This is a genomic window from Bacillus sp. FSL P4-0334 (assembly GCF_038004825.1).
Lineage (GTDB): Bacteria > Bacillota > Bacilli > Bacillales > Bacillaceae > Bacillus > Bacillus velezensis.
Genome location: NZ_JBBORX010000001.1, coordinates 1,550,901 through 1,577,210 on the forward strand (window position 1 = coordinate 1,550,901; position 26,310 = coordinate 1,577,210).

Sequence of the window (26,310 nt, forward strand, 5' to 3'; positions counted from 1 at the left end):
TATGAAAACACATATTGCATGGACTTCAGCTTGTTTATTATTGATATTGCTGACTGGATTTTTTACGAATGGACAGCAAACGTATAAGATTGAAAAGTTAAAGGATAAAAATGAAGTTTTAACAGAAAAAATTAAGGAATTGAACCATATAGAATCAACAAGCAGCGCTTCAGAAAACAAGGCATTTCTTGATGCGTTTTTTAATTACTCGGATATAGATAATCGATATGAGACAGTTAAGAAGCACACAACTAGAAAAGGGTTTGACTATGCATTCCCTTCTCGTTCTGATCAAAAGCACACAGTCAGTGTGCAAAGTGAGTTACTTTCACTAGAGAGTTATTCAAAGCCGTTAGATGAATCTCATGAATTGTTTTTAAACATTGTCGAAATTGCCACAACCGCAAATTCAGTTACTACGAATCAAGTGTTGATTGTTCAAACGACTATGAAAAAAGAGAAAGATGGTTGGTTAGTTGATAATGTGCAGGTCAAGGGAAATGGATAAAAGATGGAAAAGATCGAATTGTTTGTTTATACTAAATATTGAAAAAGGAGGTAATGTTTATTTTGAAAAACCTTTTTAGTTTCCTTAGTTTGATGATGATGTTCGTTTTAACTGCGTGCGGCGGCAATAAATATAATGATGCGATTGATGATGTAATCAATCAATATAAAGAATATAAAGGTGATGATACTAGAATAAATGTTTCGAGGGCTAATTCTATAGTTCGGGTTTACGATGGAGGAAAATATATTCAGTTCGCATTTTATATGCCTGATGATTCTTCTCGTGAATTAACTACTTTTAAATACTATGAAAAACTTGGAGACGAGTATAAAGAAATGAGCGACATGCCTGGAAATGGTGAAAATGATCGTCTTGGCTTATCAAAGAAAACACCTGACTATGAAGAAGCCAAAGGTAAAGAAACAAAGTTAAAGGAGTAGACCTGCGTTCTACTCCTTTTTTTGCTGTGTATTCATATTTGGAGGTGAATCTTCTGAACTAGATGTTTTGGCAGTTTTCATTTCAAATATAAATCTTGCTTCGTTCATTTCCCCTGGCAATATGTAGACATATTCAAGTATTTTGTTTGTTAATCTAAACATAGCATCAACTATATAACTATCAATATCTACTTGATCTCCATGAGCAGCCATATTTCCAAAATCTTTTATTACCTTTGAAATGTCACCCATTAAAGGGGGTAAAATGTTTTGTTGTTGTAACTGATTAAGTTTTTGATGAAGCTGTCCTTTAACAGCCCCTTTATCTTTACATACCATTTCTAAAGTTCTACGAAGAGAAATCAGACAAATAACGTCATCAATCTTTCTAACTCTTAAAGCTGATTCATATGCACTTTTAACACTTTTAGGAAGTCTGAATGAATTCACCTTTTCAGAAAGAGGGAATAAAACTTGACCATCTTCATAGATATCATAATCCTCAAAGTATGCTTCTTCAGTATTCCAATGAGTATGATATAGTTGAAAATCGTTACAAACCGGACACTCAAACACCTCGAATATGTCATTATATTGAGCTTGATCATCACCAAAACCTAATGGAACAAAAGTTTTTTTTTCATATCTATTTAACAGATTCATAGGAGTCTTATTTCCGCAGTGTGGACAAGTAAGAATTGTCACCATTTTAAGCACCTTCTACAACTTTTTTACTCGTATTATAGCACTATTATTGTGAACTGTTAATTTTATTCAATGATTCTAAAAGTTTGTAAATTGGCGTCAAGTCGCAAAAGTATTGGTATAACCGCAAAAAAACCGCAAAGGAGTAGATATAACGTACCTTTTTGCAATTCTTCTTTGTAAAATAAAGGGTGTTCTGACATAATACAATTAATGTAAATATTCGCACAATTTATGTAAGGATGGGGGAATTTTCTTGCGGGGTGTTTTCTTAGATAAAGATAAAATTCCGTACGACATAGTCACAAAAAAGTTAAATGATTGGTATACATTAATAAAAGATGATCAAGTTGAGCAGGCAGAGATTATAAAAATAGAAGTAGAGAAAGAATTGCTAAACATGGAAGAAAACCAAGATGCCTTGTTATATTATCAGTTATTAGATTTTAGGCACGAGATAATGCTGAGTTATATGAAATCTAAGGAAATAGAAGATCTCAATAATGCTTATGAGACTATAAAAGAAATTGAGAAACAAGGGCAATTAACTGGCATGTTGGAATATTATTTTTACTTTTTTAAGGGGATGTATGAGTTTAGGCGAAAAGAATTAACTTCGGCGATAAGTGCCTATCGAATAGCTGAATCAAAGTTGTCGGAAGTTGAGGATGAAATAGAAAAAGCAGAGTTTTTTTTCAAAGTGTCCTATGTATATTATTATATGAAACAAACATATTTCTCCATGAATTATGCAAATCGTGCTCTCAAAATATTTAGAGAGTATGAAGAGTATGCGGTCCAAACTGTGCGTTGTCAATTTATCGTAGCAGGTAACCTGATCGATTCTTTAGAATATGAAAGAGCCTTGGAACAATTTCTGAATTCTTTGAAAGTTGCTAAGGAAAGTAACATAGAGCATTTAATTGCAATGTCACACATGAATATTGGGATTTGTTATGATGAATTGAAAGAATATAAAAAGGCTTCACAACATTTAATTTTAGCGTTGGAAATTTTCGAAAAATCAAAACATAGTTTCCTAACAAAGACTTTATTTACTCTAACCTATGTAGAAGCAAAACAACAAAATTATGATGTTGCTTCGATATACTTTAGGAAAGGGCGATTTATTGCCGATAAAAGTGATGATAAGGAATACTCAGCGAAATTCAAAATATTAGAGGGATTATTTTTTTCTGATGGTGAGACTCAATTAATAAAGAATGCATTTTCATATCTGGCTTCGAGAAAAATGTTTGCTGATGTTGAAAATTTTTCGATTGAAGTCGCTGATTATTTTCATGAACAAGGAAATTTAATGCTCTCTAATGAATATTATCGTATGAGTATTGAAGCAAGACGAAAAATTAAAAAAGGGGAGATTATTAATGAAAATCAGCCGGATTCTATTGGCAGCAGTGATTTTAAGTAGTGTATTTTCAATAACTTATTTGCAAAGTGATCATAATACTGAGATCAAAGTGGCGGCAGATAGGGTAGGGGCATAGGTTACTTTAAATAATTAGAAAAAGCTTAATCTTTTTGATTAAGCTTTTTTATAAAAATACGAAAAGAAGGAAAGTGAAATGGAATACTCATTATTAGAAAACGGCATAGATTCATTAAAGAAAGCTAAAACTAACATAGAAGAGTTTGAGAAGTATCATAAGGAAAGCAGTTATCACTTTTTAAAAGATGCAATTATATTTCTTAATCATGGAATAGAAATTTTATTGAAATACATATTGTCAAAGCAAAATGAATCACTAATATTTACTGATATAAATTTATATATGGAAGCAAAAGAAAAGCTAAAGAATGAAAGTAAGGGTAAGAAAAACCCATTTGAATTTAATAATAAGCGAAATGTTTTTGACGTTGAGTTGGGTAACGGCAATAATAAAAAGAAACAATTGTATACAATTAATTTAAATGAAGCAATTAAAAGAATTAAGTTTTTAGTTGATATAGATATATCAAAAGATGTTGAGACGGCAATAACCCTTATTAATGACTATCGAAATCATATAACACATCATTCAATCATTTTAGATGAACCCAGTGTTAATGAGTTAGTTGAGAAGATAAAATTTTTATATAGTCATATACTTGATTTTTTCCAAGAATATATCACAGAAAGAGACGTAATGAAGGAAGTGGATGCAGAAAGATACCTGTATACAAAGCAAGAGTGGGAACAATATCAAAGCGATATGGAATACTTTTATTCCGAGAGGGCAATGAGTGACATCTCTAGTGATGAAATGTAGAGTTCCGTTGGTCTCTAATAGGTGCCCAATTTGTTCCCAGAATTCGTGAAAAATGATGAAAATATAGGTGTAAATAAAATAAACAGATGCTTAGAATACAAGCTTTTGTAGCCCATGATATGTTTTTACTAGGTGAGGATTGAGGGGCTATCTAAAGAAGAAAACATACCAAATAATACTGGTATGTTTTTTTATGTTTTTAGTCTTATAATATTGACTTTTGTGTAACACAAAAGATTATACTGAAAAATGATTTTTAACAGAAAAGGGTGGAATCATATGAGTTTATGGTTTACTGAAAAACAAACGGATTCTTTTGGTATAACAGCTAAAGTGAAAAGAACTCTGCATTCTGAAAAAACGGAGTTTCAACAGCTTGATATATTTGAAACAGAAGAATTCGGAAATATGCTCACACTTGATGGAATGGTGATGACTACAGAAAAAGATGAATTTGTATATCATGAAATGATGGTACATGTTCCGTTATTTACTCATCCAAATCCGAGAAAAATCCTTGTAGTCGGAGGAGGGGATGGCGGGGTCATTCGTGAAATATTGAAACATCCATCAGTTACTAGTGTAGTTCAAGTCGAAATAGACAGTAAAGTAGTTGAGTACTCTAAAAAATATCTTTCAGGGTTTGCTGAGAATATAGCTGATGCGCGTTTTGATTTGCGAATTGAAGATGGTTATATGCATATTCTTGAAAGTGAAAATGAATATGATGTAATTTTAGTCGATTCAACTGAACCGGTTGGACCAGCTGCTAATTTATTTACGAAAGGTTTTTATGCCGGTATATCAAAAGCATTGAAAGATGATGGCATATTAGTTGCTCAATCTGATAATCCATGGTTTAAAGGTGATCTCATTCAAACGGTTATCAAAGATGTAAAAGAGATTTTTCCTATTACTAAATTATACACTTGTAATATACCCACTTATCCAAGTGGTTTATGGACTTTTACTATGGGCTCAAAAAAGCATGATCCTTTAAATATTGATAAAGATAGATTTTATGACACTGGAAGCAAATATTATACAAAAGAAATTCATAACGCAGCGTTTGTTTTGCCTAAGTTTGTAAATGATTTATGTAATGATTAAATCTAAAAACACTTAAACAGTGATTAAAAAAGGCATACTGTAACAAGTATGCCTTTTTTAAATGAAAATTTTAGACTAAGAAAGCAGTTTTAACCCAATAGCCGCACATAAAATCATTGAGATGAAGAGGATTCTCCGCCATTCTTTAGGTTCGCCGTATATAAACATCCCGACTAATGCGGCTCCAACTGTCCCGATGCCAGTCCAGATAGCGTAAGCGGTACCCATAGGGATACTAGTCATAGCTTGTGAAAGGAAGAAGAAGCTTAATGTGAATGCTACAATGAGGACACATATGGATTTAATATCTTTCCGGATGACAAAGCGATTAATCGCGGAAACCCCAATAACTTCACATAAGCCGGCTAATATTAAAAGCAGCCAAGCCATTATTCATGTCCTCCTTCCGGCTCTGTTGAGTCTTTAGTTATGAGTTTCAATCCAATTACTCCTGCCAGAAGCAATAAGATTAATAATATTTTTATGAATTGAAAAGGTTCCCCAAATAAGAGCATTTCAGCTGTAACAGTACCAGCCGTACCTATTCCAGTAAATACTGCATATACAGTGCCTACTGGTAATTTACTTGAGGCAATAATTAATAGCCAGAAACTTAAAACGATTGCTACAATCGTTAACATCCATTCAATAAAATTTGTTGAATGTTTTAACCCAGACACCCAGCCGATCTCCATAATTCCGGCAACTAAAACATAGAACCAATTGCGATTCATAACGATCCTCCTTAGATGTTTAATTAAAGATTTAACTTAAGATCAAGTTATATCAAGATAACTGTTATTAACATAACCCTTTGTGTAACAAAAGAGTCAAGAAAGTTTGATCATTTATTGATGAACAATAAAAGAAGGTGAAAAGACATTGTTAAAAGAGCTTTTATCAATTAGTGAGATGGCGAAATTAAGAAGGATAACTGCTGAAACGTTAAGGCATTATGATCGTGTGGGGCTATTTAAACCCGCATATATTGACCCGAATACGGGTTATCGGTTTTATTCGATTTATCAATATGAAGTTCTTGGGACAATAAAAGAATTGCGTCAAATTGGCATGACTATTGAAGAGATCAAATTTTTTTTAACAGAAAGAAATACGGAAAAATCAATCGGAATCTTAGAAGAAAAACATAAATTATTGCAAAGAAATATAAAAGAACTAATCGATCTAGAAAAAAGTATAAATGAAAAGATAGAAAATTTTAACAAAGTATCGGAGGAAGGGTTGTTCCCAGGGATAAAAATCTATTCCTTAGAAGAACGGTTTTTCATTACGAAAAACACGAAAATATCAAATGATTTAGAACTAAGTTATGGGGTTATTGAAATTGAGAATATGATGCTGGAGAAAGCACCACTTGTCGCAAGTAATCGTTTAGGGGTTTTAATTGAAGAGGAGGATCTTCTTTCAAATCATTATTCAGCGCCGACAACTTTAATTGCTAGAACCAATCATATAAAAGATATCCCTGAGGAATATGTGATTCGTATACCAAAGGGGGAATTTGTGTGTTTAAGACACTACGGAGAAATATGGGATAGAACGGATAGTTTAACCCAATTGATGGCCTTCATCAAAGAACAGGATTACAAACTTGCTGGGAGTGCACTTCAAATGGTTCAAGTGGATATTTCAATAACAGATGAGCCGAATGAAGCAATGTTTGAAATTCAAATTCCTGTGGTGAAAGATAAAAAACGTTAGTTAAAGTTGTATGTTGACATTTGTGTAACACAAGAGTTTATGATGTCAGCATATTAGCAAAGGAGGGATTTATATATGGAAAAGAAACAATTTTTAGCGTATTCAGGTCTTCCGACATTTTGGAGAACTCCACAAACAAGAGATGTAACAAACGTAGATATAGCGGTTATGGGTGTCCCTTTTGATGTAGGTGTTTCAAACCGTCCAGGCGCTCGATTTGGACCAAGATCTATTCGGCAGATGTCATTGCATGCGGGAAATTTTCTGTATCCTTATAAGTATGATGTGAAAGAAAAGTTGAACATTATTGATTATGGTGATGTCGGAGCAAATATCGGTGAAAATTCTACAAAATTAATGATTGACGAAACTTATTCTCATGCTTCTAAGATATTAAAGTCAGGAGCGAAATTACTAACATTAGGCGGAGATCATACTATCCCTTATGGTTTGGTTCGAGCTGCCTATGAGAAGCATGGTAAGATTGCGCTTCTTCATTTTGATAGTCATCAAGATTCTCTGTCTGGAAATGATGGTGAAATATTTCATGGTACATTTGCAAATGATATAGCGGAAATTGGTTATGTTGATGCTTTGAGATCAGTACAAGTGTTTATTAGAACCAATATGCCGAATGATCAAAATTATAATATCATATACGCAAATGAAGCCTTGGAAATGTCTACAGAAGAGTTAGCACAAAAAATTAAGAGCATTATTGGAAATATGCCTGTCTATATAACGTTTGATATAGATTCACTTGACCCAAGTGTTGCACCCGGTACAGGGACACCTGTTGTTGGTGGACCGGATACTTACAATATAAGACGGTTACTGCAGGAATTAGCTGGGTTAAATGTCGTTGCGGCTGATCTTGTGGAAGTCTCTCCAATGTATGATGCTGGCGAGGTCACATCATTAGCAGCTGCGACAATTGCCACTGATTTGATATATTTACTAGCGCAAAATATTAAAAGATAAATAGAATTAAAACATCTTAAGGCTGTTTTTCGATTTCTGGTCAGGAGCAAGTATAATAAGATGTTTAAAAAGTTTACTTTTAAAAGATCGACGTGGGAAGTGCATAACAACACAATTATTCAGCGGTTTAATTATCCTAAAAACAGTGCCCAATTTGTGCCCAGAATTCATAAAAAATGATGAAAATAGGTGTAAACAAAATAAACAGATGCTTTGGTTAAAAGCTTTTGTAACCCATGATAGGTTTTTACTAGGTTGAGGGCCTAGTGGGTGAATAACCCGTGGAGGTTCAAGTCCTCTCGGCCGCATCTCAATGATACCAAGGATAATAGAGATCCTTGGTATTTTTTTGTTTGTAGAAAATTTGTCTGTTACTGCCCACTTACTTATAGTAAGTCATCTAGTTTGATGCCCTTCGTTTTGTTTATTTTACTTATCTTGGTGAGTGGTCAAGGTTCCTTTACTCCCATTTACTGTCCAGAAAATATGAAAAAACATTAAAAAAGGTGTAAATAATGATAATGAGCGCTGTATAACCCTTAAATATAGGACAGGATAATATTTCATAAGGCTGAGGGGAAAAGAGCAGGAAAAGCAGGAGAAGAAAATTGGAGAAAAGTAATTACTAATCGGTTTGATTTGCATCATATAGGATTTAATACAAAAACCTTTTATTTCTAGAAAAAGAGAAGTTGAAAAACCTGGAGTGAATTTATATCCAAAGTATAGAAAGTAAGGAATCTTTTAAAAAACTAAAAAATGATGAAATTACGGAAAGGTAATGAGTGATTACCTTTCCATAATTCGTTAATTATTTCTTTGAGCAATTTTATATTTCATCTTAACACTACCACCTTGAGCCGTTGGTGAAGCTGTAAATGTGTAATTGTATGTCCAACCAAACCAACCATTTTTAACCTCGGCAGAAATGCTGCCTTGCTTGCCTGGTGCGATGGTTCTTGAGACTTTTCCGTCAATTGATATTTTTATGTCATTGCTTCCGTTATTTGAAATCCAGAAGTTTACTTGTGCTCCGTCATTCTCATCTAATTCGAACTCCCGACTCCAGCTTGATTGATCAACAGAGTCTTCTGAAACCTCCCTGTCTAGAGCTTTGAATACTCCACTTGTAACTGCATAATTTTTCGACGATACACTTGTAGTCGACTCCGCAAAAGCAGGTATAGTACAAGTTCCAACAATTGCACCAGCTATCAGAGTCGATGTTACTCCTTTGAAAATGGACTTAAGATTCACGATCAAGCACTCCTTTTAATTTCATTTATTACACATACATATTCTGTATGCACAATACAAATAGTACCATGTAAAATAATTACAGTAAACGTTCTTTTGGATAATAATGTTTGTAACTCAACTTTTGTACCCCAAACATCCCAAATCAGACAAGTAAGCCTTGATATAGTTAGGTAAGCGGAAATTGGGTTCTTTTATTGAGGTACTGCTACTAGCAAAGATTTTCCGATACCCGCAAAACCAAAAAACACCATCCTTTCTCTAAAGTAACGAAAAGGGTAGTGTTTTTTGTGCTATTCAAGATTAATACGTACTCTTTTTTACTCTGTCTATCTACACTGAATTACAAAAATCGGACAAGCCAAGGTACTACCAAAAGAAAAAACTATCGCACCTATTGGGCGAGACCACCTTACTTCTTTTGTTAGTGGTTTCTTAGATCTTAGCTGGAATTACAAATTTAAAGCTAATATTTCCAGTGATTTTTTTAAAAAAAGTAATACCTAATTTTCGCCCAAAATTCATAAAAAAAAAGAAAACAAATGGAAATGTAGATAAAGAATGCTTTATTTATAAGGTTTATGTAATACATGATACGTTTTCACTATGTTGAGGGCCCAACGGGTATGTAACCCGTGGAGGTACAAGTCCTCTCGTCTGTAAAATAAGAAGATTGTTATTCTTTTTTATAAGGGACCATATAAATCGGCGATTAATGTAGTCTTTAATATGAGTATAACATTTGCGCTTTCTTATGCAAGAGAAGCACCAATAGGTACGGCATTGTTTTTACAAATTCAAACGCCGAGATGGAAAACGAAAAAACATAATATGACTTGTAATTTAAAGGCATCTTGAAGCACAAAAAAGCTCTGACTAATTAATTTAGTCAGAGCTTTTTTTTATGAAGTATTCCCGAGTATCTGTCCTTGTTTTTTTAGGCAATACTACGTCCAATTCTTTATTTAACCATGCGAGCGTTTTATTACGAAGATAATTACGCATCTGTTCTTCTGCTTCAAGCATTACCAAGTTAATTGTACAAGAAGAATTGCTGGATTCACAGGAGTTGCATTTGTCTCGATAAAGCAGACCATTGCTTACAATATTTTTACATTGAAAAATGGGTTTTGGTCCTTCAACAGCCTCTATTACATCCCAAAAGGAAATATCTTCTGGGGATTTTGCTAACCTGTATCCTCCCTTTACACCGGGGACAGAATTTACAATACCAGCTTTAGATAATTTACCGAAAACTTTTGAAAGAAATGTTTCTGAAAGTCCTTGGAACTCTGCAAGGTCCCGAATCCCGACACTTTCCTTGGAGGGAACATCTATTAAATAAACCAGACAATGTAAAGCATATTCAACCCCAACACTGTACTGCATATAAACTCACCTGCTTTTGATTTTAAGGGTTATCACATTGTATCTTAGGAGTATTTTTGGTGATAGTCAATCATAAAACCCTTCTTTAGTATATTATTTGTTCCGTTTGACAAAATAAACTGCAGGGTTTATATTAAAGACCGAATTGATCGTCGATTAAATTAATCTTTAATATAAAATAAAAGGAGAGTTTTAAATGAGCAAAACACTTATCATTAATGCACATCCAAAAGTGGATGATACGTTGTCATATAGTTTACGGGTAATGAAACACTTTTTGGAAACTTACAAAGAATTAATTCCAGAGAGTGAAGAGCTTGAGCAGATTAACTTGTATAGTGATGAAGTGCCTATGGTTGATAAAACAGTTTTAAGCGCATGGGATAAGGCTGGAAAGGGCGAAGAACTGACAAGCGATGAACAAAAAGTAACAGAACGCATGACAGAAGTATTGAAACAATTCAAAAGTGCAAAAACGTATGTCATCGTTTTGCCTTTGCATAATTTCAATATTCCATCAAAATTAAAAGACTATATGGACAATATCATGATCGCACGCGAAACATTTAAATATACTGACACTGGGTCAGTGGGTCTGCTTAAAGATGGACGAAGAATGCTTGTCATACAAGCCAGCGGATCAATTTATACAAATGATGACTGGTATGAAGAAGTTGAATACTCTAATAAATATTTGAAATCAATGTTCAATTTCCTCGGTATTGAGGATTATCAAATTATCCGAGTGCAAGGAACAGCTTTACTAAGTCCGGAGGATGTTTTACAAAAAGCAAATAAAGAAGTTGAAGAAGCTGCTTCAAGATTAGCAGGTAAATAAGGTATAGCATGAAGATCATTGTTGCTGCGGGGACTGGAGTAATTGGTCGGTCCCTTCTTCCTAAATTAATACAAAACGGCCATCAAGTATTTGCATTGACCCGAGGTAATCGGTCGAACACGTTCCTCAAAAGAATAGGGGTAACTCCTGTAAAAGCAGATGCAATGGATCGAGATGCTGTTCTTAATGTTTTTAGGAAAATTCAACCTGAGGTTGTTGTCCATCAGCTTACCTCTTTAACAAGTTACAATCTTATAGAAAACGCGAGAATCAGAATTATAGGTACGAGAAATATTGTTGATGCGTGTCATGAAGTTGGAGTGAAGAGGATAATTGCTCAAAGTCTTTCTATGGCCTATGAACCCGGATTAATACCTGCCAATGAAGATGTCCCTTTAGATCTCGACGCACCGAATCCAAGGAAAGTAAATGTAATTGGAGTGGCATCATTAGAATCCGCAGTTGCTGAATTACCCGAGTATGTCATCCTGCGGTATGGGCTGCTTTACGGATCAGGTACATGGTATGAAAAAAACGGAATGATTGGTCGGCAGGTATTAAAAGGAGAAACTAAAGCCGATGATAGCATCACATCATTTTTACATGTGGAAGATGCAGCACAAGCCTCAGTTGAAGCATTAAACTGGCCGAATGGACCGGTTAATATTGTGGATGATGAACCAACCACGGGAAAAGAATGGCTCACGCTATTTGCGAGCGAGATCGGAGCACCAAAACCAATATTTATAGATGGAAGTGAACGAGGAAAACGTGGGGCCTCAAATGGACAAGCGAAAAGAGAATATGGTTGGAAGCCCACTTATCCATCTTGGCGTATTGGTTTTAAATTATTAGCCACTTAATAATTCAGAGCGAGTGTAACTTCATAATTAAAGCCTTGGATTTTTCATTAATATGGAATTTATTCACAAAGGAGAGAGACTTAATATGTCGAAAATTTTATATATTACCGCTAATCCAAAATCAGTTGAAAATTCAGTTGGTCATAGGGTAGGACGTGCGTTTCTGGAATCTTATCGTGAATCTCATATAGGGGATGAAATTAGGACAATTAATTTATATGAAGATGAATTCCCAATAATCGATGAAGATATCCTTAATGGCTGGGACAAATTGCGGGATGAGGGTTCAGAGTTAAGGCAAGTAGAGAAGCATAAAATTAACGCACTCAATAATTTCACTGACAGGGTAGCAAGCGCTGATAAATTTGTATTTGTATCTCCTATGTGGAACTGGGGGATTCCTCCAAAATTGAAAGCTTTCATCGATTCCTTTGTTGTAGTAGGGAAAACATTTCACTACACTGAGAATGGACCGGTTGGTCATCTAAAAGGAAAAAAAGCTATTCACATTCAGGTGAGTGGTGGGGTTTACTCGCATGCACCTTTTGCGAAAATGGATTATAGCCACCCGTATTTAAAACATGTACTTAATATCATTGGTATACAGGATGTAGCAGTATTATATGTTGAAGGACATGAATTCAATCGAGACGAAGCGAAAGAAATTATTCACAAAGGTATATCAGATGCGAGAAAGTTAGCAACAACTTTTTAATACAAATCAAATAAATATAAAAACATATTAAAGGGGAGAGAATTTGTAATGGCTACGAATATTAGAAAAGCTGAAGCTAAGGATATTGACCAATTAACTGAGATAATGTATGAATATATCGTTGATTTTTATCAGAGACCGAAACCTTCAATTGAAAAAGTTCACCAACTTTTTTATACACTTCTTAATCAAAAAGAAGGTATCCAATTTGTTGCAGAACAAAATGATAAGCTAGTTGGTTTTGCTACATTATATTTCACTTACAATACACTATTTGCACAAACAACAAGTGTACTAAATGATTTATACGTTTTGGAAGATGCGAGGGGGACAGATGCTGCGAATGGCCTCTTCAAAGCATGGGAAAAATTTTCTGAAGACAATGACTATGCTGATATGTTTTGGCTAACTGCTCATGATAATAAACGAGCTCAGCGTTTTTACGAAAAGATGGGTGGAACTCCTGAAAGATGGGTCCCTTACTCAATTCAATTTTAGTAAACGACATTAAAACATTGCAAGAATATGTATCAATGGGAATCTGAAAAAAATGAAATTACGAGATTTAAATTAATGGTGGGAAGATGATGTGTTAACACATGGGCTGGGCTTATGGAACTGGAGATACTAAATTGCATGGAAAAGAACTGCTCTTAGCGATCTCCTTAGGCGCACAGGAATCTGATTATCAAGCAGGCGGAGAATATAATATCACGATCAGCGAGCTTATCAGACCGTTTCAAGTCACTGCTAACTATATAGGAATGCGTTTTCTTCCTGCCTTTACACAATATGGGACACTTCACCTTTCAAAAGAAGATGTTAAGAACAGTGCGGAGAAATTGGTTGACTATCTTAAAGCTGAGCATTGATCCGGTATTCGCGAGGGAAGCTGAAATAAATGATGTGAAACTAATTACAGCAGGGCGATGAGAGTGCATATTTCTTGATGAAATGCAGATTTCCTTGGTCTCTAATAGGTGCCCGGTTTGTGCTCCGAATTCATGAAAAATGATGAAAATAAGTATAAATAAAATAAACAGATGCTTTGAATAAAAGTTTTTTGTAACTCATGATAGGTTTTTACTAGGTTGAGGGCCCAGCGGGTGAATAACCAGTGGAGGTTCAAGTCCTCTCGGCCGTATCAATGATACCAAGGGTAATAGAGAGATCCTTGGTATTTTTTTGTGCTTATTTTTAAATGATCTACTGCCCACAATCTGCCCGCTTACCTAAAGTAAGTCATCTGCAGTAGACATCGCACAAATATTTTCATCATTATAGGTAGTTACTAATGCCTCAAACTCCAATTTGCAAAAGCAGAGAAAGTATTGCTAAGCATGGAGGAAAACAAAGATGCCTTGTTATATGATCAGCTATTAGAAATTAGACACGAGATAATAGGGTAGGGGCATAAGGGTACTGAAAAGGCTTAATCTTTTTTAAAAGGCTAAGCCTTTTTTTGGCTATAAATGTAATCGGTGTCCAATTAGTTGCCCTGAATTCATGAAAAAGGATAAAATAGGTGTAAATAAGTTGTTATTTTAAAATTAGAATCAATTCTTTATCACAAAAGCAATAATAACTAATCTGCGAAGAAAGGATAACGGTCAAATGAAAACATTAGTTATCGTTATACACCCTAATTTGGAAACGTCTGTTGTCAACAGAACCTGGATGAATCGTTTAAAGCAAGAGAATGACATTACAGTTCATGACCTGTACGGTGAATACCCTAATTTTATCATTGATGTAGAAAAAGAGCAGCAGCTCCTGTTAGATCATGGGCGTATCGTTTTTCAGTTCCCAATGTATTGGTACAGCAGTCCCGCGTTACTCAAACAATGGGAAGATGATGTGTTAACACATGGCTGGGCTTATGGAACTGGAGGTACTAAATTGCATGGAAAAGAACTGCTCTTAGCGATCTCCTTAGGCGCACAGGAATCTGATTATCAAGCAGGCGGAGAATATAATATCACGATCAGCGAGCTTATCAGACCGTTTCAAGTCACTGCTAAATATGTAGGAATGCGTTTTCTTCCTGCCTTTACACAATATGGGACGCTTCACCTTTCAAAAGAAGATGTTAAGAACAGTGCGGAGAAATTGGTTGACTATCTTAAAGCTGAGCATTGATCCGGTATTCGCGAGGGAAGCTGAAACAAATGATGTGTTGTGAAAATAAGGGTTTGTGATAGATAGATGTTAATTAAACTTTATTTCAAAGTTACATCGACTGAATGCAGGGGGGCATAGAGCGAGGACTTAATTATAAAAAAAGAGACCAAGCTATTCACCAGGTCTCTCACTATTTCAACTTTTTCCTGTTAATTAACGCCAAGCTGACGGAGAATATCATGCACATCCACATGAGATCTATGTTCAATAATTTTACCGTCAACAATACGTAACAACATCATAAGAGAGAATTTAACGCTTTTTCCTAAATTCAATTGTCGGTGATTGGCCTGTTTAAATGCATCCATTATTTCATACCCGGTGCTACTTATTTCTGTTGTAGTCTGTATACTGATTAATAGGTAAAGAAAGTCGAAAAGGTATACGAAATTCTTCATACAAATTAAAGTTTTGAATGAAAGAGCAGGATTACTCCTGCTCTTTTTCTTTCTAATTGGGCAAGATAAAACACAGACGGTTATTCCTTGGGAAAAACAAAAAAATTTCTTCTATCCATTGACTAGCTGGGCTTTAGCCGGGTTTCTATCACCCTGTTGGGCTTGTCAGATTTTAAAAAGGTATGCTACGTTTATAGTGTTTTGTTTCACCTGATTGTGGGGTAATAAAGATAGAATCAGTAAATAATTCTTAGGAACGACCTCAATCTTATAATAAACATATTGGAAGCCGTAATGGAAGAACTAAAATAAAGGTTTAGGATACTTTGGAGAAATAAAAGTTTGTTTTCGAATGTGATAATATTCACAATAGAGCTGTATTAAGGGGAATCATTTCTCCAAATAGTCTGCAGAAAATACCAACCACAGCCCAAGGATATATCACTAACCGCTTTGGCTGGTATTATCTGTTGGATGTTTCTCTTTTTGTTGCTTTTTGTATTATTTTTAGTCCAATCGGCAAAAATAAGTTAAGGAAACCAGCGAAAAAACTGAATTTCATCCTTCTTTCCTGGTTTACAATGTTATTTGGCGCTGATTTGGATATTAGTCTAGTCTTTTAAGGTACAGTTGAACCAATCATCCACTATGCCGTTAGCTCTCCATCAGGTGAAACAGAAACCCCCAGACTTTTAGAGAAGCATTACGCTATACATTCTGGGACTGCATGCTTGGACCGTTTATACGCTTGTATAATGTGGATTTGATAATTAAGGAGTCGATATTATTAAATGAAGTTTAACAAGAAAAAAATTAACGTTGTAGACATTCAAAAAGCGAAGAAAAGCGTGTTTGCTACAGGGATAGGAAACGCGATGGAATGGTTTGATTTTGCTTTATATTCTTATTTGGCAGTTATTATTAGTAAAAACTTTTTCAGTCCAGTTCAAAACGATGAATTAAAGTTAATATTTACTTTTGCTACATTTGCAATTGCCTTCTTACTTAGACCCGTAGGCGGAATTATTTTTGGTAAAATGGGTGATAAATTTGGTCGGAAAATAGTATTAACAATTACTATTTTAATGATGGCTTTATCTACTTTAATAATTGGTGTGCTTCCTACTTATGATCAGATTGGTGTATGGGCCCCTATATTATTACTCTTAGCTCGTATTCTGCAAGGTTTTTCTGTGGGTGGAGAGTACGCTGGTGCAATGGTATATATCGCAGAATCTTCTCCAGATAATAAGCGTATAAGGTTAGGCAGCGGTTTAGAAATCGGCACATTATCTGGTTATATAGTAGCTTCTGTTTTAGTTACAGTACTTTTCTGGACTTTATCTGATGTTCAAATGAATAGTTGGGGATGGAGAATTCCTTTCTTCTTAAGTATTCCAATAGGATTATTTGGTTTATATTTGAGAAGTCATTTAGATGAATCACCAATTTTTGAAAATGACATCTCTGAAAGCCAAGAACAACAACCAGGTTTATTAGAAGTCATTAAAACATATAAAAAAGATATCTTTTTATGTATCGTATTTGTGGCATTTTTCAATATAACCAATTACCTATTGTTAGGTTATATGCCTTCTTATTTAGATGAGAACCTTGGTATAAGTGATAATATAAGTACACCGGTTACAGCAATTGTATTGATTATTATGGTACCGTTCGCTTTAACTTTCGGTAAACTAGGAGATAAATTAGGAAATAAAAAAGTTATATCAATTGGATTAGTATTAGGAATTGTATTTTCGATTATCTCTTTTCAATTTCTTAATATGGGGAATATAACATTCTTATTTATAGGACTTTTAATGTTAGGTATTGTATTATCTGTATACGAAGGCACTATGCCAGGATCTTTACCTACGTTGTTCCATACTGACATTAGATATCGTACATTATCCTGGACATTCAACTTATCAGTTTCTATTTTTGGTGGAACAACACCTTTAGTTGCTTCTTGGTTAACCCATGTGACAAGAAACAATTTGGCGCCGGGTTTCTATTTATTAGCAGTTAGTTTAATTGGCTTAATAGTTGTGTTAACCTTATTTAAAGATACTTCAGGTAAATCTTTAAAAGGTTCTTACCCAACAGTTGCTTCTAAAGCTGAGTTTCAAGAAGCTGTTGAAAATCCAAAAGATGCACTGTGGTGGAAAATGGAACAAACAGAAAAGGAATGAAAAAAACATCCATTTAATTGACCGGCTACTCGAAATACAGACTCAGAATAAGCTGGGATTATCCGAGCAGCAATAACTGCAGCTCTTTTATATTCTGGAGGGCTTACTGCTTTGCAAAAGCAGCGTTGCTATTCTCGATCGTCATTATTTTATTGGTTGTGTCCTAATAATAAAACATTGACGCAAGAACGAAGAGAAATTAAAAGGTCCGAGCAATACAGCAAAATAAGAAGCAAGAAGCTTTGTTATGCCAGTTCTTCTCCCGAAGGAGAGCTGGCTTTTTATTTTCTATATGGGGTCCAAAGCAGAAAACGAGAACTTGTACGCTAATCACAGTACTTGGTTCTTCTTGTTTTATGGGAGAAGGAAAAAATATCTGTTAAAGGTTTAGGCGAAGAATTATATCTAGACTCCGGAACATTAACTCCAGTTTTAAAACGACTTGAGGAGCGAGGACTTATTATAAGAGAGCGTTCAAAAGAGGACGAACGAAGTGTAATTATTACGTTAACAACTGAAGGGAATGAGTTTAAAGAAAAAGTCACAATGATACCTAATGCAGTATTTGATAAAACCGGTTGTAATGAAGAAGAAATTAAAAGTTATAACAAGGAAATTCGTAATTTACTTAACATGCTGACAACTGAGCAATAGTTTTATGAATATAGATGGCAGGCCCAGCGGGTGAATAACCCGTGGAGGTTCAAGTCCTCTCGGCCGCATCAATGATACCAAGGGTTTTGACACCCTTGGTATTTTTTGTTTATAAAAATTCATCTGTTACTGTCCACTTACTTATAGTAGGTCGTATGATTTGTCAGTCACCTTCATCCTTCTGCTGACTGCGTGCGGCGGCAGTAAATATGATAATGATTAATGAAGTGATGAAGCAGGAGAAGAAAGTCAGAAAAGAAATGCGAGCCAGATTCAGATGAGCACAAAAGAGATAACGCCATAATTCGTGTATATGATGACGGGAAATATATTCAACTTGCGTTTTATCAGCCAGAAGAAAGTTCTCGTAGGCTGACTGCTTATTCTTATTATGAGAAGCTTGGAGATTCTTATGAGGAAATGGCACATATGCCGGGTGATGGTGATGGCGACCGCCTTGGTCTGTATAAGAAAACACCTGATTATAAAGAGGTTAAAGGCAAGGAAACAAAAACAATGTGCTTGTTCATTCCTGATAGGGGAACAATTGTTTTACCGTTAAGTTGTTGTGTGAGAGCCAGTATGTTAAAATGCTACGTAGATTTAATAATAAAGTTTAGATTCAAGGAGATTTATTTATGAAATTGGATGAATTCACCATCGGGCAGGTTTTTCAAACTAAATCTTTTGAATTAACAAAAGAGAATATAATGAATTTTGCAGAAGTGTATGACCCACAATACATGCATTTAAATGAAGAAAAAGCAAAAATGGGCAGATTTAATGGAATTATTGCTTCTGGAATACAAACGTTATCTATTACTTTTAAGCTTTGGATTGAAGAAGGGCATCATGAAGACGATATTATTGCTGGGACAGGAATGAATAATATAAAATTCCTAGCACCCGTTTACCCTAATGATAAACTGCACACTATTGTTAAGGTTATTGATAAAAAACCAAATAAAAGCCAGACGGGGATACTTACTGTATTGTTATCTACCTATAATCAGAAAGAGGAAAAAGTGTTTGAAGGTGAGTTATCAGTATTAATTAAACGCTAAATGACCTTTGCGGCATATCATCGTCACCTTTCATTTTTTATAGATGTCTGGATGAAATGAGCAATCATCTTAATTAATTGAGTGGACTTTGTGTCTGCTCTTTTTTTATTTGTTCAACCTATGTCAAGAAACAAAGGACTAACAATAACGAAAAAATCATCTCGTAAATACGAATTTAAAAATAGCTGCCTTGAGGTTTTTGCATATTCCTCTGTATCATTGCACCGGGTGAATATCTATAATGAGCGTTCTATCCTTCGATGTTATGTTTCCTTTTTACTTTTTGGTTTTGTCAGTTCAAAGCTGTACTTTACCATGTCATGGATTTGATGCTCTGGGAGTCCCTCATCTAAGGTAAGAGTATTCCAATGCTCCTTGTTCATATGGTATCCGGGCTTGATTTCTTCAAAAAGGCCACGTAGAAAATCAGCCCTTTCAGGTTCGCATTTAAGGTTGACACATAAGTGTTCGTCGCGAGTGAAGATAAGTGCAAATATTTTCTTATTCCCTTTGTGCCGAATTGCAGTCCAACCATCTCCAAAAGGATGGTTTTCATAAGAGTTTGGAAAGGTTAGGCAGTAATCTTTAATTTCATCATAATTCATTATCAATTCACTCCATACCTCATTATTTTTATATACAGAACATATTCGTTCAAACTAAGATTTGCGGTTTCTTTTATATTAATCCGAGATTTCCTCAAGTCTTTGTTTGAACTTAGCTTCTGAACCTTGAGTTGTTGGATAGTAATACTCAACGCCCTATTAAAGAATCTGGCATCGTCTGCATTGTCGTTAATTTTTCCTCTGTATCATGAGCATATTTATATCCCTTACTGTAATCTAAATCTTTCATCAAAAGGAGCAGACTTTATGTCTGCTCTTTTTTTTGTTCATGAAAAGCCATTTTTTTATCCCCAGTCTGATAAAAGATTTTCTGTGAAATCATTTAACAATTATTGGTCAATTTTTCTTTTTCAATAATATCCTTTACCACATCCTCAATTGTGATATGCCCAAGAGCTTTTTCCAAGGCAGATTGGGCGATTTCAAATATTGGACCAATTGTACTTTGAATGTTCCGGCCTACAGGACATTGAGGATTGGGATTTTCATGTATACTAAACAATTCTTTATCTTGAACAACATTAACTGCTCTATAAACATCAAGTAAGGTGATTTCAGTTAGATCCTTCGCTAATTCAGCTCCTGCAATACCTGGCCGAACTTTTACTAAACCTGCTTTTTTCAGCATCCCCACAATTTTTCTTATGAAGGCGGGATTTGTATTTACACTTCCAGCTAAAAATTCAGAAGTGCTAATTCCGTCTTCATTTATTTCAATAAGAGCCAATATATGAATTCCTACAGCAAAACGGCTGCTAATAGACATGATTTCTTCACCATCCTCATTACTTTACACTCTTTATAGTACACTTGTAACTGAATGTATTACAAGTTCTTTTACTCTAATATGCTCAATTAACAAGATGAGAAAAGTATTGACAAATAGAAAAGGTGTAACTAAAATTATTACATGTAATCAATATGGTTACATTTAAAATATTGAATGATTAGGAGGACTTTAAATTGAAAATTGGAATCATTGGTGCAACCGGAAAAGCTGGAAGTCTTATCTTGAAAGAAGCGGTAAGCAGGGGACATGAAGTAACTGCAATTGTAAGAGATGCTGCAAAACTTAAAGAGGAAAAGATTGCAGTCATTGAAAAAAATATAATTGATCTTACATCGGATGATCTAAAAAAGTTAGATGTAGCAGTTAATGCCTTCGGTGCTCCATTAGGAGAAGAACAGGCACATGTAGATGCTGGCCGGGCATTAATTAGGGCATTAAAAGGAACGGATACAAGAGCCGTAATTGTAGGTGGAGCAGGGAGTCTTTATGTAGACGAAAATAAAACTGTCAGTGTAATGGATACACCTGATTTCCCGGAGATTTTTATTCCGACAGCCAAAGGGCAAGGTCGTAACTTGCAAGAACTAAAGGAAACTTCTGATATTAACTGGACATTTATCAGTCCTTCAGCGGTATTTGACCCAGACGGGAAAAGAACTGGATTTTATCAGTCAGGAAAAGATCATCTTCTTGTGAATTCGAAAGGCGAAAGTTATATCAGCTATGCAGACTATGCAATTGCAGTATTGGATGAAATCGAAAATCCAAAACATATAAATGAACGCTTTACAGTTGTTGGAGAAGCTGAATAAGTGATTGAGTAGAAACAAAGGGGTACCATTAGTGTCATCGCTAATGGTATTTTCCTTCTAAGAATGTACGGAGACATTGAAAACTTTGCAATCAGAGCAGCTGATTATTTTTATGAAAAAGGGGATTTATCACGTTCCAATGAGTATTATCGACTGAGTATTAAAGCGGGACGGAAAATAAAAAAGGGGAGATAATTAATGAAGATTAGCCGGACTTTGTTTGCAGTGATATTATTGGGTAGTATCGTAGGAGTGATTTTAACAAATGATGTTCCTGTTATCAAAGCTCCTTTCCATGTTTCTGATGATAGAGTAGGTGCGTAACAGGTGATTATAATAGAGCGATATTTTCATTTTATGGGGACACGGAAATTTTAGTGTATATCGAGCTAATGATGAGGCTGTGCAACACTCATATTAATTAGCACCGAACATGTGCTTATATGCTGACTTTAGGAGTGAATTAGAGGTACTTAAATAGCAAACCTTCATTGGTAGTGGTGGTATTGAGGAGGCCTTCACTCATTTACATGAGCATAAGCAAATCAATTGAGATAAATATCGCATAAGATAAAGTTGTTGTTAAGCGAACATAGAAAAAGAGCATATATTAAAAATTTGCTCTTTTTCATGTCTAACTTAATTTTTAAGATTCCAATCATTATAAGCGTGACTTAATGTACTAGAAAGTATGTTTTCAATTCTACCGAACCATATAATTAAATCATCAATTGAAAAAGATTTATCATATTCATCAAGGACTTCTTTGACAAAATGAAATAAGGGGTTTTTTTCGCCTAAGAACTTAAGACATTCAATGTAGGTGCTTTGCCTTATTGTTAACGCATTTGAATGTAGTTCATTTAAGTCGGTTTCATTTTTTAGTTGTTTATTATTTAAGTACTCTAAAATATCTCTAAGTTTACCATTCTTATAATAAAAATGGTAATCAGAAGGAACTTTAGGTAAAAGGATAGGTTCTTGTGGACCATAATAATAAACGGGATAATCACATTGTTGTTCTTTTTGAATAACTTTAGCTATATCAATAATTGTAGTTGCATCTCTTAGATCCCTAACTAAGTTTAAAGGCGCTTGACACCATAGCCAATCAGCTTTTGGGATTGAAAGTTTTCTAAACTGAACTTCCATATTTCTATCCCAGTCTCTATAGTATGAATCGTGATAATGTGTACCGTGCTGCCATTCTCCATTGTAATTGAAATAATGTACAGTTATTGCCCAAGAGTCATGTGTTTGATATGTTATGTCTTTCAATAATAAAAATCCCCTTGGGAGTAACCAAATTATTCTCTCGCTATTACTTTTATCAAAGACAATATCATAATCATCATTTCTCTCGTTACTACTTTTGAAGTCTGGCTTACTTCCTCTTTTTGGGGGAGTTAGCCTTGGCTCATCCCAAATAAGATGTATTAAATCTTCATACTGTTTTTCAAAATCTCCTTTTTCTAAAATCGGTAAAACCAATCTTGACTTTATAAAATCAGGTAAGAGCAACTGGTTATCGACTGATGATTCCATTGCAATAGGAATGAATTTATCTTGTTTAGTGTCTTCGTAAATCTCGGGTGTAAGTATAATGGTTTCTGACCCTACTCCTCCAACTCTATTATTTGCTTTTTCACAGTAAGTTTTATCGCAAATTACTATTACCTTGTCAGCTTGTCTTATACTCTCTTCCATAAATTTATATCTATCATGTCCAATTTTTAAGTGCCACCTGTCTAAAATGACTTCAACTCCAGATTTAGCCTCTAATCTATTAGCTAAATCAAGTACCCATTGTTTATGAGCCTCAGAAGACCAACTGTAAGATATAAAAACCTTTGGTACCTTGACATCTTTCTCCATATAAACCTCCTAATAGGAACTTTTTATCTAAATATACCATATTTATTCTTTTCACGGTGCTAAGGATCTGATTTCTTTAAGGGCATTATGTTTAGAAGGATGTTTTTGAACTTTAAATAAGCTTCAGGTTGCTTTTCAATAGCATCTTTTTTTATGTATGTCACTCTCATGGCATGCCTAGGCAGTATAACCCTTTTTAGAAGTAAAGAAGTTAAGGTATTTTTTGCTCACCAATTATTAACCGCAATCTTACAACCTGTTATCCCTTTTCAATATCGGTAATGTACCGAAACGATATATCATTTATGGAAAGCGAATTTGAGAAAATGCAGAATATTAAAGATTAGGCTGACGAAATTTTCGTCAGCCTTTTTAATAAGAAGAAAGAAATTAAAACTCTAATCAATACACATGAAAAAGTTATAGTGATTGTTATTTTGGCTCACCATTTTTTAACCATAATTCATATAAACGTATATAATGATGACAAATGAAAATAGGAAATGTAATGAAAATAAGCTTTCATAATCAGTGATACGGATTTACAATGTTGAGGGCCTAGTGGGTGAATAACCCGTGGAGGTTCAAGTCCTCTCGGCCGCATACCAATAATACCAAGGGTTTGACCACCTTTGGTATTATTTTTTTGTGCGGAAAATACAGCTATGGGAGAAGACTTGCTTACCAAAACTTTCTAGGTTGAGGGCTTAGTGAGGTTAAACCCGTGGAGGTTCGACTCCTCTCAACCGCATATATGAAGTAATCCAAAAGACCAAACTCACAAGAGTATTGGTCTTTTTTATTAATTGAAATTACAGATTTTCCACTATACCTTTTTCGGTTATTCATACTATTCTTGGTACTGGTGAAAAGACGATCTATATTATAGCGGCTAAAGTACTGAATGCATCAGCAAATTGAGTTGATCTCAATCCATCTAAAGCCCCGCCTAATAACGCCGCAAATGGAGCAACGCCTTTTACAAGAAATGAGCGTCCATTTTATCCTGAAATGATGGTTTATTTTTTATCAAGTAAATTTATGATACGTTTTCCTCGTCCACCTCCAGCTTCTAAGGAATGATGAGCTTTGGCAACATCAGATAAAAAATAAATGCTATCAATAACTGGTCTGACCTTGTTGGAATCTACATAAGATGCTAATTCTTTTAGAAGTTCATTTTTGGGATTTGCGCTGAATGTGCGAACTCTACGAGAACCGAAAGTAGTTGAAGCTAATATATATATGAAGGACGAAAAACTAGGAAATCCAATAGTAACCATTCTACCGTTCTTTGCAAGCAAGCGCCTATAATGTTTGAGGTCAGTTCCCACTGTGTCCATGACTACATCAAACTTTTTAAGATCAGTAGGAGATGTTTTTTTATAATCAAATACTTCGTCTGCACCTAGCTCTTGAAGAAAAGTAAGATGTTTTTCGTTTGCAAGAGCAGTTACATGAGCACCCAACATTTTGCCAATTTGAATCGCAATGCTTCCGACTCCTCCACTTGCACCACGTACAAGTAACTTTTCGCCTTTTCTAAGTTTCGTTTTATATTTTAAGGCAATAATTGCAGTAACACCTACACCAGGCAATGCCGCGGCTTGTAAGAGATCAACCTTTGTAGGAATTTTAGATATTTTCTCAGGTGATATAGCTACATATTCAGCGGCACTACCAATTTGGCTCCTTAAATTCATTGGAAGAACTCCCCACACTCTATCACCTAATTGATAATTTTTTACGTTCGATCCTACCTCAACAACCTCACCAGAAAAGTCTGCCCCTGTTCCTTTTGGGAATTGATTACCCGTTAATAGTTTCAGCTTGCCTGATCGAAATAGCGTATCCATAGAGTTTACACTCGACCCATGTACACGAATGAGTACTTCTCCAGTTTCTATAACAGGTTTTGATATAGAATCTTCAAAAAGAACATTCGGTGATCCATATTTAGTATATTGTGCAGCACGCATCTTTTCACTTTTCATTTACTCACTCCATCTCCTTGAAAAAGTATAAACTTGAAGGGTTTTATGATCAATTTAGCTCTCTAATACATGGGTGACAGGGTTTACATATTTGATTATAATAAATGGAAAAGATTTAACAAGTACTCAATATAAACTGACTAAGTAAGGAAAAACTGACTAAGGAGTGGATAAAATATGACTGAAAGTGAGCTAAATAAAGCGATAGCTCCAGCAAGTTATGCATTAAATATATTAGCGGGAAAATGGAATTTAAAAATCTTAGCTGTACTATGTAGTTACAATGATATTCGATATAATGAGTTAAAGCGTAAAGTGTATGGAATTACAGGAACAATGCTCAATCAATCATTAAAGGACCTGATTGAATACGGAATTGTTCAACGAGTTCAGTATAATGAAGTTCCATCAAGAGTAGAATATTCATTGACTAGGGCAGGACTAGAGCTGAACCCTATATTTGAACAACTTCTTTTATGGGGCGAAAACCAATTAGAAAAATCAAAGTCATAATAAAATGAATATACAAAGAAAACGATGATCACGAGTAGAATAACAAAATAAAAATTAATTGTAAATAAATGTTTTTTATTTGTAGAAGAGATTGGCGAATTCATTTCAATTATAAACTGATAGAAGTATGAACAAGGTGATTCAAAAACGAACGTTTTGACAATATTAATATGATTGTTCGATATTATAATAATGATTATTCTTTGGAGGGTTTCCGAGTGGTGAAGTATTAGGGAATTTTAAGTCTTCAAGATGGCTGATAAAGTAATAAAAACGAGTAAATGTGTGCAATGGATATAAGTAAATGAAGGATATAACATGGATGCACCCAATTGAGGGCCCAGCGGGTGAATAACCCGTGGGTTCAAGTCCTCTCGGCCGCACCCTAATGATACAAAGGGTTTTGA

29 protein-coding genes and 4 pseudogenes are annotated in these 26,310 nt (G+C 34.7%); 23 read left to right on the top strand and 10 right to left on the bottom strand.

Translation table 11 applies throughout. From position 1 onward, the window contains the following. Nucleotide 1 precedes the first annotated feature (1 nt). Together NSQ37_RS07990 and NSQ37_RS07995 are read left to right on the top strand one after the other, a co-directional pair. The gene (locus NSQ37_RS07990; RefSeq protein ID WP_167340504.1) at nucleotides 2-508 is read left to right on the top strand and encodes a hypothetical protein; all 507 of its coding nucleotides are present in this window, start codon (nucleotides 2-4) and stop codon (nucleotides 506-508) included. 62 nt (nucleotides 509-570) lie between these two features. Then, a complete protein-coding gene (locus tag NSQ37_RS07995; RefSeq protein WP_167340505.1) occupies nucleotides 571-951 on the top strand; it encodes a cystatin-like fold lipoprotein in 381 nt (126 codons plus the stop codon). Nucleotides 952-960: 9 nt separating this feature from the next. On the opposite strand, the gene NSQ37_RS08000 is transcribed toward NSQ37_RS07995, so the two are convergent. Further along, on the bottom strand, nucleotides 961-1,659 hold the full coding sequence (locus tag NSQ37_RS08000) for a DUF4145 domain-containing protein (RefSeq protein WP_167340506.1): 699 nt from the start codon (nucleotides 1,657-1,659) through the stop codon (nucleotides 961-963). A 253-nt stretch (nucleotides 1,660-1,912) separates the two neighbouring features. Between NSQ37_RS08000 and rapI the strand changes: the two genes are divergently transcribed. The 4 genes from rapI to speE all read left to right on the top strand — a co-directional run bounded on the left by rapI (nucleotide 1,913) and on the right by speE (nucleotide 5,036). Next, nucleotides 1,913-3,088, top strand: a complete 1,176-nt coding sequence (gene rapI / locus NSQ37_RS08005) for a response regulator aspartate phosphatase RapI (RefSeq protein ID WP_167340507.1) — start codon at nucleotides 1,913-1,915, stop codon at nucleotides 3,086-3,088. Then, on the top strand, nucleotides 3,045-3,164 hold the full coding sequence (gene phrI / locus NSQ37_RS08010; RefSeq protein WP_010886415.1) for a phosphatase RapI inhibitor PhrI: 120 nt from the start codon (nucleotides 3,045-3,047) through the stop codon (nucleotides 3,162-3,164). Before rapI ends, phrI begins: the two co-directional genes overlap by 44 nt. Nucleotides 3,165-3,242: 78 nt before the next feature. Beyond that, on the top strand, nucleotides 3,243-3,926 hold the full coding sequence (locus tag NSQ37_RS08015; protein WP_167340508.1) for a hypothetical protein: 684 nt from the start codon (nucleotides 3,243-3,245) through the stop codon (nucleotides 3,924-3,926). 279 nt (nucleotides 3,927-4,205) lie between these two features. After that, nucleotides 4,206-5,036 carry a polyamine aminopropyltransferase gene (speE, locus tag NSQ37_RS08020; RefSeq protein ID WP_167340509.1) on the top strand — a complete coding sequence of 277 codons (831 nt, stop codon included), beginning with the start codon at nucleotides 4,206-4,208 and terminating at the stop codon, nucleotides 5,034-5,036. A gap of 75 nt (nucleotides 5,037-5,111) precedes the next feature. Here speE and NSQ37_RS08025 read toward each other — a convergent pair whose 3' ends face one another. Together NSQ37_RS08025 and NSQ37_RS08030 are read right to left on the bottom strand one after the other, a co-directional pair. Next, on the bottom strand, nucleotides 5,112-5,426 hold the full coding sequence (locus tag NSQ37_RS08025) for a DMT family transporter (protein WP_095714139.1): 315 nt from the start codon (nucleotides 5,424-5,426) through the stop codon (nucleotides 5,112-5,114). Beyond that, the gene (locus NSQ37_RS08030) at nucleotides 5,426-5,770 is read right to left on the bottom strand and encodes a DMT family transporter (protein ID WP_167340510.1); all 345 of its coding nucleotides are present in this window, start codon (nucleotides 5,768-5,770) and stop codon (nucleotides 5,426-5,428) included. Before NSQ37_RS08030 ends, NSQ37_RS08025 begins: the two co-directional genes overlap by 1 nt. Before the next feature lie 148 nt (nucleotides 5,771-5,918). On the opposite strand from NSQ37_RS08030, the gene NSQ37_RS08035 reads away from it, so the two are divergent. Together NSQ37_RS08035 and speB are read left to right on the top strand one after the other, a co-directional pair. Beyond that, nucleotides 5,919-6,758 (top strand): MerR family transcriptional regulator, encoded by an 840-nt coding sequence (locus tag NSQ37_RS08035; protein ID WP_167340511.1) that lies wholly within the window; start codon nucleotides 5,919-5,921, stop codon nucleotides 6,756-6,758. 75 nt (nucleotides 6,759-6,833) lie between these two features. After that, nucleotides 6,834-7,739: an agmatinase gene (gene speB / locus NSQ37_RS08040; RefSeq protein WP_095714142.1), complete on the top strand. Its 906-nt coding sequence runs from the start codon at nucleotides 6,834-6,836 to the stop codon at nucleotides 7,737-7,739. Between the two features lie 807 nt (nucleotides 7,740-8,546). Here the strand turns inward: speB and NSQ37_RS08045 are convergent. Together NSQ37_RS08045 and NSQ37_RS08050 are read right to left on the bottom strand one after the other, a co-directional pair. Further along, a complete protein-coding gene (locus NSQ37_RS08045) occupies nucleotides 8,547-8,996 on the bottom strand; it encodes a hypothetical protein (RefSeq protein ID WP_044802974.1) in 450 nt (149 codons plus the stop codon). Nucleotides 8,997-9,881: 885 nt separating this feature from the next. Beyond that, nucleotides 9,882-10,385, bottom strand: coding sequence for an RrF2 family transcriptional regulator (locus NSQ37_RS08050; protein ID WP_004393007.1), 504 nt, complete (start codon nucleotides 10,383-10,385; stop codon nucleotides 9,882-9,884). A gap of 196 nt (nucleotides 10,386-10,581) precedes the next feature. Between NSQ37_RS08050 and NSQ37_RS08055 the strand changes: the two genes are divergently transcribed. The 6 genes and pseudogenes from NSQ37_RS08055 (at nucleotide 10,582) to NSQ37_RS08080 (ending at nucleotide 14,940) form a co-directional block, all read left to right on the top strand. Continuing rightward, nucleotides 10,582-11,223 (top strand): FMN-dependent NADH-azoreductase, encoded by a 642-nt coding sequence (locus NSQ37_RS08055; RefSeq protein ID WP_007409582.1) that lies wholly within the window; start codon nucleotides 10,582-10,584, stop codon nucleotides 11,221-11,223. Nucleotides 11,224-11,231: 8 nt separating this feature from the next. Further along, nucleotides 11,232-12,086, top strand: a complete 855-nt coding sequence (locus tag NSQ37_RS08060; RefSeq protein WP_341123520.1) for an NAD-dependent epimerase/dehydratase family protein — start codon at nucleotides 11,232-11,234, stop codon at nucleotides 12,084-12,086. 85 nt (nucleotides 12,087-12,171) lie between these two features. After that, complete coding sequence (locus tag NSQ37_RS08065) at nucleotides 12,172-12,801, top strand: FMN-dependent NADH-azoreductase (RefSeq protein WP_341123521.1); 630 nt, start codon at nucleotides 12,172-12,174, stop codon at nucleotides 12,799-12,801. A 48-nt stretch (nucleotides 12,802-12,849) separates the two neighbouring features. Then, the gene (locus NSQ37_RS08070) at nucleotides 12,850-13,299 is read left to right on the top strand and encodes a GNAT family N-acetyltransferase (protein WP_341123522.1); all 450 of its coding nucleotides are present in this window, start codon (nucleotides 12,850-12,852) and stop codon (nucleotides 13,297-13,299) included. A gap of 79 nt (nucleotides 13,300-13,378) precedes the next feature. Next, a pseudogene (locus NSQ37_RS08075) lies at nucleotides 13,379-13,673 on the top strand (NAD(P)H-dependent oxidoreductase); the annotation flags it as partial. A 742-nt stretch (nucleotides 13,674-14,415) separates the two neighbouring features. Continuing rightward, nucleotides 14,416-14,940 carry an NAD(P)H-dependent oxidoreductase gene (locus tag NSQ37_RS08080; RefSeq protein WP_032870345.1) on the top strand — a complete coding sequence of 175 codons (525 nt, stop codon included), beginning with the start codon at nucleotides 14,416-14,418 and terminating at the stop codon, nucleotides 14,938-14,940. 191 nt (nucleotides 14,941-15,131) lie between these two features. Here the strand turns inward: NSQ37_RS08080 and NSQ37_RS08085 are convergent, their stop codons facing one another. After that, entirely contained in the window at nucleotides 15,132-15,290 is a 159-nt protein-coding gene (locus NSQ37_RS08085) for an ester cyclase (protein ID WP_076982829.1), read from the bottom strand. 452 nt (nucleotides 15,291-15,742) lie between these two features. Between NSQ37_RS08085 and NSQ37_RS08090 the strand changes: the two are divergent. The 5 genes and pseudogenes from NSQ37_RS08090 to NSQ37_RS08110 all read left to right on the top strand — a co-directional run. Further along, nucleotides 15,743-16,133 (top strand): annotated as a pseudogene (locus NSQ37_RS08090) (BCCT family transporter); the annotation flags it as partial. Between the two features lie 38 nt (nucleotides 16,134-16,171). After that, nucleotides 16,172-17,575 (top strand): MFS transporter, encoded by a 1,404-nt coding sequence (locus NSQ37_RS08095; protein ID WP_059368300.1) that lies wholly within the window; start codon nucleotides 16,172-16,174, stop codon nucleotides 17,573-17,575. A 339-nt stretch (nucleotides 17,576-17,914) separates the two neighbouring features. Then, nucleotides 17,915-18,229 (top strand): MarR family winged helix-turn-helix transcriptional regulator, encoded by a 315-nt coding sequence (locus NSQ37_RS08100; protein ID WP_072588824.1) that lies wholly within the window; start codon nucleotides 17,915-17,917, stop codon nucleotides 18,227-18,229. A 160-nt stretch (nucleotides 18,230-18,389) separates the two neighbouring features. After that, nucleotides 18,390-18,742 (top strand): annotated as a pseudogene (locus NSQ37_RS21215) (cystatin-like fold lipoprotein); the annotation flags it as partial. Nucleotides 18,743-18,867: 125 nt separating this feature from the next. Then, on the top strand, nucleotides 18,868-19,293 hold the full coding sequence (locus tag NSQ37_RS08110; RefSeq protein WP_038463641.1) for a MaoC family dehydratase: 426 nt from the start codon (nucleotides 18,868-18,870) through the stop codon (nucleotides 19,291-19,293). 263 nt (nucleotides 19,294-19,556) lie between these two features. On the opposite strand, the gene NSQ37_RS08115 is transcribed toward NSQ37_RS08110, so the two are convergent. After that, a complete protein-coding gene (locus tag NSQ37_RS08115) occupies nucleotides 19,557-19,898 on the bottom strand; it encodes an MmcQ/YjbR family DNA-binding protein (protein ID WP_025284287.1) in 342 nt (113 codons plus the stop codon). A 343-nt stretch (nucleotides 19,899-20,241) separates the two neighbouring features. Beyond that, a complete protein-coding gene (locus tag NSQ37_RS08120) occupies nucleotides 20,242-20,685 on the bottom strand; it encodes an Rrf2 family transcriptional regulator (RefSeq protein ID WP_012116883.1) in 444 nt (147 codons plus the stop codon). A 197-nt stretch (nucleotides 20,686-20,882) separates the two neighbouring features. On the opposite strand from NSQ37_RS08120, the gene NSQ37_RS08125 reads away from it, so the two are divergent. Beyond that, a complete protein-coding gene (locus NSQ37_RS08125) occupies nucleotides 20,883-21,521 on the top strand; it encodes an NAD(P)-dependent oxidoreductase (protein WP_007409573.1) in 639 nt (212 codons plus the stop codon). A gap of 198 nt (nucleotides 21,522-21,719) precedes the next feature. Then, a complete protein-coding gene (locus tag NSQ37_RS08130; RefSeq protein ID WP_341123531.1) occupies nucleotides 21,720-21,845 on the top strand; it encodes a hypothetical protein in 126 nt (41 codons plus the stop codon). 315 nt (nucleotides 21,846-22,160) lie between these two features. Here the strand turns inward: NSQ37_RS08130 and NSQ37_RS08135 are convergent, their stop codons facing one another. Next, nucleotides 22,161-23,396 carry a toll/interleukin-1 receptor domain-containing protein gene (locus NSQ37_RS08135; protein ID WP_085341756.1) on the bottom strand — a complete coding sequence of 412 codons (1,236 nt, stop codon included), beginning with the start codon at nucleotides 23,394-23,396 and terminating at the stop codon, nucleotides 22,161-22,163. Between the two features lie 248 nt (nucleotides 23,397-23,644). On the opposite strand from NSQ37_RS08135, the pseudogene NSQ37_RS21220 reads away from it, so the two are divergent. Beyond that, nucleotides 23,645-23,718, top strand: a pseudogene (locus NSQ37_RS21220) (class D sortase); the annotation flags it as partial. 697 nt (nucleotides 23,719-24,415) lie between these two features. Here the strand turns inward: NSQ37_RS21220 and NSQ37_RS08140 are convergent. After that, a complete protein-coding gene (locus tag NSQ37_RS08140) occupies nucleotides 24,416-25,390 on the bottom strand; it encodes an NAD(P)-dependent alcohol dehydrogenase (RefSeq protein WP_012116887.1) in 975 nt (324 codons plus the stop codon). Nucleotides 25,391-25,567: 177 nt separating this feature from the next. On the opposite strand from NSQ37_RS08140, the gene NSQ37_RS08145 reads away from it, so the two are divergent. Next, a complete protein-coding gene (locus NSQ37_RS08145) occupies nucleotides 25,568-25,903 on the top strand; it encodes a winged helix-turn-helix transcriptional regulator (protein WP_012116888.1) in 336 nt (111 codons plus the stop codon). The last annotated feature ends 407 nt before the right edge of the window (nucleotides 25,904-26,310 follow it).

Coding starts and splice junctions, on each gene's coding strand:
- NSQ37_RS07990 (WP_167340504.1), top strand. CDS start 2: ATGAAAACACATATTGCATGGACTTCAGCTTGTTTATTATTGATATTG.
- phrI (WP_010886415.1), top strand. CDS start 3,045: ATGAAAATCAGCCGGATTCTATTGGCAGCAGTGATTTTAAGTAGTGTA.
- NSQ37_RS08080 (WP_032870345.1), top strand. CDS start 14,416: ATGAAAACATTAGTTATCGTTATACACCCTAATTTGGAAACGTCTGTT.
- NSQ37_RS08115 (WP_025284287.1), bottom strand. CDS start 19,898: ATGAATTATGATGAAATTAAAGATTACTGCCTAACCTTTCCAAACTCT.
- NSQ37_RS08140 (WP_012116887.1), bottom strand. CDS start 25,390: ATGAAAAGTGAAAAGATGCGTGCTGCACAATATACTAAATATGGATCA.
- NSQ37_RS08095 (WP_059368300.1), top strand. CDS start 16,172: ATGAAGTTTAACAAGAAAAAAATTAACGTTGTAGACATTCAAAAAGCG.
- NSQ37_RS08055 (WP_007409582.1), top strand. CDS start 10,582: ATGAGCAAAACACTTATCATTAATGCACATCCAAAAGTGGATGATACG.
- NSQ37_RS08000 (WP_167340506.1), bottom strand. CDS start 1,659: ATGGTGACAATTCTTACTTGTCCACACTGCGGAAATAAGACTCCTATG.
- NSQ37_RS08130 (WP_341123531.1), top strand. CDS start 21,720: ATGAAGATTAGCCGGACTTTGTTTGCAGTGATATTATTGGGTAGTATC.
- NSQ37_RS08025 (WP_095714139.1), bottom strand. CDS start 5,426: ATGGCTTGGCTGCTTTTAATATTAGCCGGCTTATGTGAAGTTATTGGG.
- NSQ37_RS08110 (WP_038463641.1), top strand. CDS start 18,868: ATGAAATTGGATGAATTCACCATCGGGCAGGTTTTTCAAACTAAATCT.
- NSQ37_RS08065 (WP_341123521.1), top strand. CDS start 12,172: ATGTCGAAAATTTTATATATTACCGCTAATCCAAAATCAGTTGAAAAT.
- NSQ37_RS08085 (WP_076982829.1), bottom strand. CDS start 15,290: ATGGATGCATTTAAACAGGCCAATCACCGACAATTGAATTTAGGAAAA.
- NSQ37_RS08015 (WP_167340508.1), top strand. CDS start 3,243: ATGGAATACTCATTATTAGAAAACGGCATAGATTCATTAAAGAAAGCT.
- NSQ37_RS08145 (WP_012116888.1), top strand. CDS start 25,568: ATGACTGAAAGTGAGCTAAATAAAGCGATAGCTCCAGCAAGTTATGCA.
- NSQ37_RS08030 (WP_167340510.1), bottom strand. CDS start 5,770: ATGAATCGCAATTGGTTCTATGTTTTAGTTGCCGGAATTATGGAGATC.
- NSQ37_RS08135 (WP_085341756.1), bottom strand. CDS start 23,396: ATGGAGAAAGATGTCAAGGTACCAAAGGTTTTTATATCTTACAGTTGG.
- NSQ37_RS08070 (WP_341123522.1), top strand. CDS start 12,850: ATGGCTACGAATATTAGAAAAGCTGAAGCTAAGGATATTGACCAATTA.
- NSQ37_RS08050 (WP_004393007.1), bottom strand. CDS start 10,385: ATGCAGTACAGTGTTGGGGTTGAATATGCTTTACATTGTCTGGTTTAT.
- speB (WP_095714142.1), top strand. CDS start 6,834: ATGGAAAAGAAACAATTTTTAGCGTATTCAGGTCTTCCGACATTTTGG.
- NSQ37_RS08060 (WP_341123520.1), top strand. CDS start 11,232: ATGAAGATCATTGTTGCTGCGGGGACTGGAGTAATTGGTCGGTCCCTT.
- NSQ37_RS08120 (WP_012116883.1), bottom strand. CDS start 20,685: ATGTCTATTAGCAGCCGTTTTGCTGTAGGAATTCATATATTGGCTCTT.
- speE (WP_167340509.1), top strand. CDS start 4,206: ATGAGTTTATGGTTTACTGAAAAACAAACGGATTCTTTTGGTATAACA.